This window comes from Halorubrum coriense DSM 10284, from assembly GCF_000337035.1.
In the GTDB taxonomy this organism is placed as follows: domain Archaea; phylum Halobacteriota; class Halobacteria; order Halobacteriales; family Haloferacaceae; genus Halorubrum; species Halorubrum coriense.
Genome location: NZ_AOJL01000043.1, coordinates 60,667 through 68,979, shown reverse-complemented (window position 1 = coordinate 68,979; position 8,313 = coordinate 60,667). Strand labels below are relative to the sequence as shown.

At 72.8% G+C, this 8,313-nt stretch carries 8 protein-coding genes; 4 read left to right on the top strand and 4 right to left on the bottom strand.

Annotation, left to right across the window (positions count from 1 at the left end; genetic code table 11):
* The coding region (locus C464_RS10890) for a lysylphosphatidylglycerol synthase transmembrane domain-containing protein (protein ID WP_006113752.1) at window positions 1–645 on the top strand (645 nt) is incomplete at its 5' end.
* Window positions 646–654: 9 nt separating this feature from the next.
* Here C464_RS10890 and C464_RS10885 read toward each other — a convergent pair.
* The 3 genes from C464_RS10885 to C464_RS10875 form a co-directional block, all read right to left on the bottom strand.
* A complete protein-coding gene (locus C464_RS10885; RefSeq protein WP_006113751.1) occupies window positions 655–1,131 on the bottom strand; it encodes a hypothetical protein in 477 nt (158 codons plus the stop codon).
* 62 nt (window positions 1,132–1,193) lie between these two features.
* Complete coding sequence (locus C464_RS10880) at window positions 1,194–2,927, bottom strand: DUF2070 family protein (protein WP_006113750.1); 1,734 nt, start codon at window positions 2,925–2,927, stop codon at window positions 1,194–1,196.
* Window positions 2,928–3,992, bottom strand: coding sequence for a glycosyltransferase (locus C464_RS10875; protein ID WP_006113749.1), 1,065 nt, complete (start codon window positions 3,990–3,992; stop codon window positions 2,928–2,930). It abuts the gene before it with no gap.
* A 287-nt stretch (window positions 3,993–4,279) separates the two neighbouring features.
* Between C464_RS10875 and C464_RS10870 the strand changes: the two genes are divergently transcribed.
* Both C464_RS10870 and moaC read left to right on the top strand, forming a co-directional pair.
* Window positions 4,280–5,737, top strand: coding sequence for a bifunctional ADP-dependent NAD(P)H-hydrate dehydratase/NAD(P)H-hydrate epimerase (locus C464_RS10870; protein WP_006113748.1), 1,458 nt, complete (start codon window positions 4,280–4,282; stop codon window positions 5,735–5,737).
* Entirely contained in the window at window positions 5,730–6,248 is a 519-nt protein-coding gene (gene moaC / locus C464_RS10865) for a cyclic pyranopterin monophosphate synthase MoaC (RefSeq protein WP_006113747.1), read from the top strand. The genes C464_RS10870 and moaC overlap by 8 nt, the downstream gene beginning before the upstream one ends.
* Window positions 6,249–6,276: 28 nt before the next feature.
* On the opposite strand, the gene C464_RS10860 is transcribed toward moaC, so the two are convergent.
* The gene (locus C464_RS10860) at window positions 6,277–7,461 is read right to left on the bottom strand and encodes a glycine cleavage system aminomethyltransferase GcvT (RefSeq protein ID WP_006113746.1); all 1,185 of its coding nucleotides are present in this window, start codon (window positions 7,459–7,461) and stop codon (window positions 6,277–6,279) included.
* A gap of 163 nt (window positions 7,462–7,624) precedes the next feature.
* On the opposite strand from C464_RS10860, the gene C464_RS10855 reads away from it, so the two are divergent.
* On the top strand, window positions 7,625–8,287 hold the full coding sequence (locus C464_RS10855; RefSeq protein WP_006113745.1) for a S26 family signal peptidase: 663 nt from the start codon (window positions 7,625–7,627) through the stop codon (window positions 8,285–8,287).
* The last annotated feature ends 26 nt before the right edge of the window (window positions 8,288–8,313 follow it).

Here is an 8,313-nt window from a genome sequence, read left to right as displayed (position 1 = left end):
AGCGTCGACGTGCTCAACGTCGTCCCCTCGGTGTCGCTCGTCTTCCTCGGTGTGGGGTCGTACGCGGCCACCACCGCGGTCGGCGACCGCGTCGGGTTCGCCGTCGCGAGCGCGGTCGGCCTGATCGCCGCGATCGTCGCGGCGATCGCCCTCGTCTGGCGCTTCCGCGCCGCCGTCGTCGACCGCGTCCCGGGCGCTGTCGGGCCGTTCCTCGGGCGCTTCGACCGGTTCGACGCCGAGACGATCGAGGCGGGGCTCGCCGACCGGCTCGGGAACTTCTTCGCCGACATCGAGCGCGTCGGCACGGACCGCACTCGACTCCTCGGCATCGTCGCGCTGTCGCTCGTCGGCTGGCTCTTTCAGGCGGCCGCGCTCACGGTCGCGTTCGCCGCGGTCGGCCACCCCATCTCGCCGCTGGTCCCGGTCTTCGTCGTCCCGCTGTCGTACGTCGCGGGCGCGACGCCCCTCCCCGGCGGGCTCGGCGGCATCGAGGCCGCGCTCGTCGGCCTGCTTGTCCCCACGACCGGCGTGGCCGCGTCCGCGATCACCGCCGCGGTCTTGGTCTTCCGCGGCGCGGTGTACTGGCTCCCGATGGTTATCGGCGGCGCGTCCGCGTCCGCGCTGGGCGTGAAGGCGTTCGAGTAGGGCGAGGGCTCACGTGCGGTCGGAGGGCCCCGAGCGACGCCGCAGCAGCGCCCCCAGCGCGAACGCAGCGCTCCCGAGCGTGAGCGCGACCGCGAGCGCGACGACCGGGCCGATCCGGAGCCCGGTCAGCAGTTCGGCTCGGGGACTCAGAGCGACGATAGACGGACGCGGGACCGCGTAGCCGCCGTCGCCGAGCGTATCGCCGCGGGCGAGCGCAGCGAGCGGCGGGACGACGAAGGTCCAGACGGTCGCGAGGAAGACGGCTCCCCAGCCTGCGAGGAGGCCGCCGCGGTGTCGCCCAGAGTACCCGGCTGCGCCGACCGCGACGGCGATGAGGGCCGCCCAGAGGGGATAGCGTCCGGCGGCTCCTATCGGCTCCCACGGGAGGACGACGAGGAGCGACGCGGCGACGAACGCGGCCGCGACGACGCCGAGGGCGCGTTTCGGAGTCCGATCGGTGCCGAGGAGGAGGGCCCGGGAGACCATATCGGGGTCTCGGAGAGAGCGCACAAAAACGGGGGGTGCGACTTCGCCCGGGTACCCCCGTCTCAGAAGAACAGCCACAGCACGAGCAGCGCGTACAGCGTCACCAGCGCGATGATCGTCAGCCGGATGAGGATGTTGACGCTGAACACCAGCCCGTTGTAGTCGTTCTTCAGGAGCTTCACCGGGTCCGCCCGTCGGCTCTCGAACCCCACGGTCGCGGGCGCGAGGTCGTCGACGGCGCGGTCGACCGCGCGCTCGATGGCGTCGACGTCGGACTCGCGCATGTTCGCCAGCTCGTGGATCGACGCGTGGGTGTCGGTCGAGAAGGGGATCACCGCGTCGAACTCGTCGCGGTACGCGTCGGCGGTCGCCCGCACGTCGGGGGTGAGCCCGTTCGTGTCGACCCCGATCCACAGGACGTTCTGCCCGTCGACGCGCTCGACCATCGCCAGCGCGTTCTGGCTGTCCCGCGTCACCGAGAACCCGGCGGCGTAGTCGTCGGCGAGGTCGGCGGCCGCGAGCCGCTCGCGGAAGTCGTCGAAGGCGCGCTTCAGGCGGTCCGCCTCGGCGGAGCCGTACTGGATCTCCACGTCGGGCCCCCGTTGGATGTCGTGTCTGTGCTGGTCGATCAGCAGCACCTCGTCGTGGTCGACGTCGCGCATGAACACGCCGGTGTCGTAGTCGTCGATCCCCTCGCCGTGGAGGACGACCACCTGCCGGTCCCCGATCCGTCGCCCGTGGAACCTGACGTCCGCGTACCCCTCTCGCTCGCCGTACGACTCGGTGACGAGCCGCGACGCGCGGTCGGTCCGGTCCGGGTCGGCCACCGCGTCGAGGAGCCGCTCCGCGTCGGCCGGGTTCGAGAGGTCCTCCTTGTGCGTACACGGGACGTGAAAGAAGAACCCGGCGTCGCCGGCGGCGGCTCCGCCGTCGGCCGCGGCCTCGACCTCGACGCGGTCGGCCGCGTCCGTTCCGCGGCCGTCGTTCAGCGCGTCGATCAGGTTCCCGCTCAGCTGGCCGCCGCCGAACCCCCCGAGCGGGCCGGGGTGGACCCACGGGGCCGCGACGGTGAGCCGGCTTCCGTTGTCGACCGCGAACGTCTCGACGGACGGGCGGGCCTCGACGCCCAAGTCGAGCGACTCGCGGTCGTTCCGGAGCAGCCCGGAGGTGAGCGCGAACGCGGAGACGTCGGTGTTGCTCCGGATCAGGTAGTCGACGACGACGAGGACCAACACGAGGAACCCGGCCGCGATGAGCAGCGAGGCGAACGCGAACACGTGCCGGTACGTCGAGAAGCCGAGTTCGCTCCCGCCCAGCGCGTAGAAGGCGGCGATGAGCAGGGCCGGCTCGGCGAGCGACGCGAGGAGGATCCGGTCCGAGCGGTCGATGCCCGTCGAGACGACGAGCACCAGGATGTTGATCAGGTACAGCGTGACGAAGCTCAGCCAGATGATACTCCACGCGTTCCCGACGTTGTCCGCGCCGGAGAGCACGAGCGCGTACACGAACAGGACGAACTGCGAGGTGAGCGCGAGGAAGTAGCTCCACGCTCGCGGGTAGCCGTCGAGGACGCGGGGGAAGAGCTCGGCCGCGACGACGAAGGGGACGAAGAAGACGAGGACGGCGACGGGGACGATACGGGAGGGGTCCGGCGCGAACGGGGTGAAGAGCGTGATCGCGGCGACCGTCGCGACCCCGTACAGCCCGCTCAGGACGACGAGCGCGGCCGCCTGAACCCGGAGCCGTGGCACCGAGAACACGAGCCGCTGGAAGGCGTCGACGTTGTCCGCGCCCATCTACGCGGTCACCCCGTAGATCGATTCGAGCTCGTCTATCGTCCGCTCCACCGAGAACCGCCGGACGGCGGCGCGCGTGTCCCTGTCGCCGTCGAGACAGTCGCTGACGGCGCGTTCCATGTCTTCGAGGTCGCCGCGCGCGAACCGCGCGCCGTTCTCGGGACCGATCGTCTCGTCGAAGGGGGCCACGTCCGCGGCGGCGACCGGGGTGCCGCAAGCGTTCGCCTCCAGCGTCGAGAGCCCGAGCGTGTCGCAGGTCGACGCCGTGACGAAGACGTCGAGGGCGGCGTAGAAGCCGGGGAGGTCCTCGCGGGGGAGGAAGTCGTGGAACCGGACGTTCGCCGGCGCGTCCGCCTCCAGATCCGCGCGGACCGGGCCCTCGCCGACGAGTTCGAACCGCACCGCCGGGAGCCGCTCGGCGAGCCGGAGTATCTCGTCGACGTTCTTCTTGCGCGTCATCCGGCCGCTGTAGCCGACCACGGGCGCGTCGGCCGCCGTCGGGCCGCCGTCGGTCGCGAGCGCGGCCACCCGAGCGCTCTCGCTCGGGCGGAACCGCTCCATCTCGATCCCGACCGGGAGCCGAACCGGCTCCACGTCGCGACGGATCCGCGAGGTCGAGGCCGTGACGCAGTCGAACGCGTTCAGGAACCGGTTCTCGTACGCGACGTACGCCCGCCCGGCGAGTGCGGCGAGCCGCTCCGACTTGAGCCCCTGAACGAAGTAGTCCTCGACGGGGGTGTGGTGGGTGTACACCGACGTCGCGCCGTACCGCTTCGCGTAGCGGAGACCCATCAGTCCCGTCGACGCCGGGCCGTGGCAGTGGACGACGTCGAGGTCGGGCAGCGTCGAGAGGCGTCGGTACGTGGGGAGGCGGTACTGCCGATAAAACGGGTTCGGCAGCGACGGGACCGGTATCTCGTGGTCGTCGGGCTCGTGGCTGCTCTCCGGGTAGACGACGTACACCTCGTGGCCGCGGGACTCGAGGCGGTCGCGCCACGCCTGAATGGTGTACGTGACGCCGTCGATGCCGGGGAAGTAGCTGTCGGTGAAAAATCCGATGTTCATGATGGCGCCTGTCGGTCGTGCGGTCGCCTGCGACCGCCGCGGCGAGCGTCGAGGGGAGGGAACGAACCGGGTACGTCGGGCGCGGGGGGCGTTACCGAGGCGGTCGCGCCGACGGGGGTTGCCGATACCACAGTTAGTTGCGGATTTCTCCACCGGACCGCTTCAACATTTTCATTTCCCGAAGCGAGACGGGTAGCGGGGCCCGGAGCGGACTCGACGCTCGCGGACGGACGCGGTATGAGCGACGACCCCGCCCGCTTAATTCCGGGGCGTCCGAACCCCCGACCATGATCACGACCGACCGCATGGCGGCCGTCGACGCGAACGCGGCCGCGCTCGGCGTGCCCCGCAAACAGTTGATGGAGTCGTCCGGCAACGCGGTCGCCCGCGAGGTCCGGGCGGTCGCGGAGCCCGGCGCGGCGGTCGCGCTCGTCTGCGGCCGCGGGAACAACGGCGGCGACGCGCTCGTCGCGGCGCGGTTCCTCGACGAGTACGACGTCGCGGTTCACCTGCTCGGTCGCCCCGAGTCGATCCGCACCGACATCGCGCGGGAGAACTGGGCCGCGCTCGCGAACGCCGACGTTCCGACCGAGGCGGTGACGGACTCGCGCGACTTCGACCCCGCGGGCCCCGACGGCGACGCCCCCGACGTGATCGTCGACGCGATGCTCGGCTCCGGGGTCTCCGGGGGACTCCGGGAGCCGGAACGGACGGCGGCCGCGGCGGTCAACGCGGTCGACGCGACGGTGATCGCGGTCGACGTTCCCTCCGGGGTCGACGCCGACACCGGCGAACCGACGGGCGACTCGGGGTCGACTACGGTTCGGGCCGACCGCGTCGTCACGTTCCACGACGAGAAGCCGGGGCTAGCCGCGCTCGACGCCGATGTCGCGGTCGCGGACATCGGAATCCCGGCCGCCGCGGAGCGGTACACCGGCCCGGGGGACATCCTCGGACTCGACCGCGACCCGGAGTCGCACAAGGGGGACAACGGCGAGGTGCTGGTGGTCGGCGGGGGGCCGTACACCGGCGCGCCGACGCTGTCCGCGCTGGCCGCGCTCCGGGCGGGCGCGGACCTCGTGCGCGTGGCGTGTCCCGAGTCGGTCGCCGGCGCGGTTCAGGGGTTCTCGCCGAACCTCATCGTCCGCGCGCTGCCCGGCGACCGGGTCGGGCCCGCCCACGTCGAGCGGGTCGCGTCGCTCGCGGCCGGGGCCGACGCCGTCGTCCTCGGTCCGGGGCTCGGCGACGGGGACGGGACGCGCGAGTTCGTCGGCGAGTTCCTGACGGAGTACGGCGGTCGCGCCGTCGTCGACGCCGACGCGCTCCGGGTCGTCCCCGAGGTCGACACCGACGCCGAGCTGGTCTGTACGCCGCACCAGGGCGAACTCGTCGGTATGGGCGGCGAGACGGCGGCGGACCCGGACGAGCGCGCCGAACTGGTCCGCGGGTTCGCCGCCGACCTGGGCCACACGCTGCTCGTGAAGGGCGCGGTCGACGTGGTCGCCGACGGCGACGACGTGCGGCTCAACCGCACCGGCAACCCCGGGATGACCGTCGGCGGGACGGGCGACGTGCTGGCGGGCACCGTCGGCGCGCTGGCGGCCGTGACCGACCCGTTCCGCGCCGCCGCGGTCGGCGCGTACGTCGTCGGGCGCGCGGGCGACGCGGCCGCCGACGCGAACGGCGCGGGGCTGGTGGCGACGGACTTACCCGACCGGCTGCCGGAGGCGACGCGTGATGAGTGACGAGACACCCGCCCGGTCCGCCGACGGGAGCGCGGACGACCTGACCCACACCGACGAGTCGGGCGACGTCCAGATGGTCGACGTGGGCGCGAAGCCCGACAGCAGTCGGCGCGCGGTCGCCCGCGGCGAGATCCGGCTGACGCCGGAGACGGTCGCCGCGGTCGAGGCCGACGCGGTCGAGAAGGGCGACGTGCTCGCGACCGCCCGAATCGGGGCCGTTCAGGCCGTGAAACACACCTGGGAGACGATCCCGATGTGCCACCAGATACCGATCACGAACGTCGACACCGAGTTCGCGGTCGGCGACGACCGGATCGAACTGACCGTCACGGTCGAGACGACCGGGAAGACCGGCTGCGAGATGGAGGCGCTGGAGGGCGTCACGACCGGACTCAACACGGTCTGGGACATGGTGAAGGCGGCCGAGAAGGACGCCGACGGCGGCTACCCGGACACCCGGATCGCGGACGTGGAAGTGGTCGACAAGCGGAAGGAGCGCGTCGAGGAGTAGCGGCGCGCCGAAGCGGGCGACCCCCGTCTCAGCGGTCGAGGAACGGCGGGATCACGACCTCGGCGCGCTTCTCGTCGCCGCGCACGACGACGCTCACCTCGGTGCCGGCGTCGGCGTACGACTCGTGGAGGTAGCCGAGCCCGATCGGCTCGTCGAGCGTCGGGCTCATCGTCCCCGAGGTGAGCTTGCCGACGCGGGTGAGGTCGCCGTCGGTGACCGCGTAGCCGCCGCGGGGCACGCCGCGCTCGCGGAGCCTGACGCCGACGAACGTCTCGTCGACCCCTTCTTCTTTCTGCGCCTCCAGCGCGTCGCGTCCGACGAACTCCGTGTCGAGTTCGACGACGAAGCCGATCCGGGCCTCGTACGGCGTCCGGGGCTCGCTCTCGGGGTCGAAGTCCTGTCCGGAGAGCAGGAACCCCATCTCGGTCCGGAGCGTGTCGCGCGCGCCGAGGCCGCAGGGCTGCGCCTCGCGGGGCGCGTCGACGAACGCCTCCCAGACGGTCGCCGCGCCGCCGGTCGGACACATCACCTCGAAGCCGTCCTCGCCGGTGTAGCCGGTGCGGGCGACCCAGCTCTCGACGCCCGCCACGGCCGCCGACGCCGCCTCGAACTTCGAGAGGTCGACGACGCGGTCGCGGGGGGTCGCCTCGTCGAGCGCGTCGGCCGCGTCGGGGCCCTGGACCGCGAGCATCGCCCAGTCGTCCGTGGCGTTCGCGACCGTCGCGTCGAGGTCCCACTCGTCCCGGTGCGCGGTCCACCGGTCGTACATTTGCCCGTCGTGGCCCGCGTTCGGCACGAAGAGGTACGCGGGGTCGCCGCTCGGCGCGTCGAGGTCGCCGTCGTGATCGTCCTCGAACGCCGCGAGCGACGCGGCCCCCTCGCCGGCCGGGGTCCCGTCGGGGAGCCGGTAGACGACCGTGTCGTCGAGCATGACGCCCTCGTCGTCCGTGATCGCGGCGTACTGGGAGTCGCCGGGGTCGAGCGCGCGCACGTCGTTGGTCGTGAGCCGGTTCGTGAGGGCGGTCGCGTCCGGTCCGGCCACCTCGACCTCGCCCATGTGCGAGACGTCGAAGACGCCGACCGACTCGCGGACCGCGGCGTGTTCGGTCCGGATCGAGTCGAACTCGACGGGCATCTGCCAGCCGCCGAAGTCGGTGAACTTGGCACCGCGCGCCTCGTGAGCGTCGTGGAGCGGAGGGTGTCGGTCGGTCATATCCGCACCTCTCCGGGACGAGCCTAAGGTGTTGTGACATCGGCGGTCCGCGCGAGCGCGGGGACGTCGATGGCGCGCCCGACGGCGCTCCGTCGGAGTCGGTCGCATCGAGCGTCCCGGCTCGGGCGACAGTCTCAAGCGGTCGCCGGTCCCCCTATCGGGCGTGAGCAGCCGACGCCCCGACGGCTCCGGTCCGATCGCCCCCGCGGTCGCGGTCCTCTTGATCGCGGTCCTCCTCGGCGCGCTCGTGGGAACGTGGCCGCCGTTCGTGGCGGTCGAGAGCGGCAGCATGACGCCCGGCGTCGAGCGCGGCGACCTCGTCGTCGTCACCGCGACGGACCGAGCCCCGTGGGGCGACCTCGCGACCGCCGCCGACGCGGACGCGCCGACGCGGCTCGGCGGCCCCGGCGACGTGGTCGTCTACGCCGTGCCCGGCGTCGGCGGGAGACCGATCTTCCACCGGTTGGCGTTCCCCGTCGACGCCGGCGAGGACTGGACGGACCGGGCCGATCCGGAGCTCCTCGCGGCCGACTGCGCGGAGCTCGCGACCTGCCCGGCCCCGTACGACGGGTACGTCACGCGCGGCGACGCGAACGAGCTGTACGACCAGAGCGCCGGGATCGCGCCGGTCGTCCCCGAGGCGTGGATCGCCGGGAAGGCGCTGTTCGCGGTGCCGAACCTCGGCTGGGTCCGCGTGGGCGTCGACGCGGCGGCCGCGCGGTACGGCGGGGTCGCGACCGGGGTCGTCCTCGTCGGCCTCGCGGGACTGGCCGGCGGACTCGGCGCGTTGGTCTTGGGCCGGCTCCGGCGAGGGAGACGGCGGTGAGTCGGCCGCCCGGCGACGGGGGGACG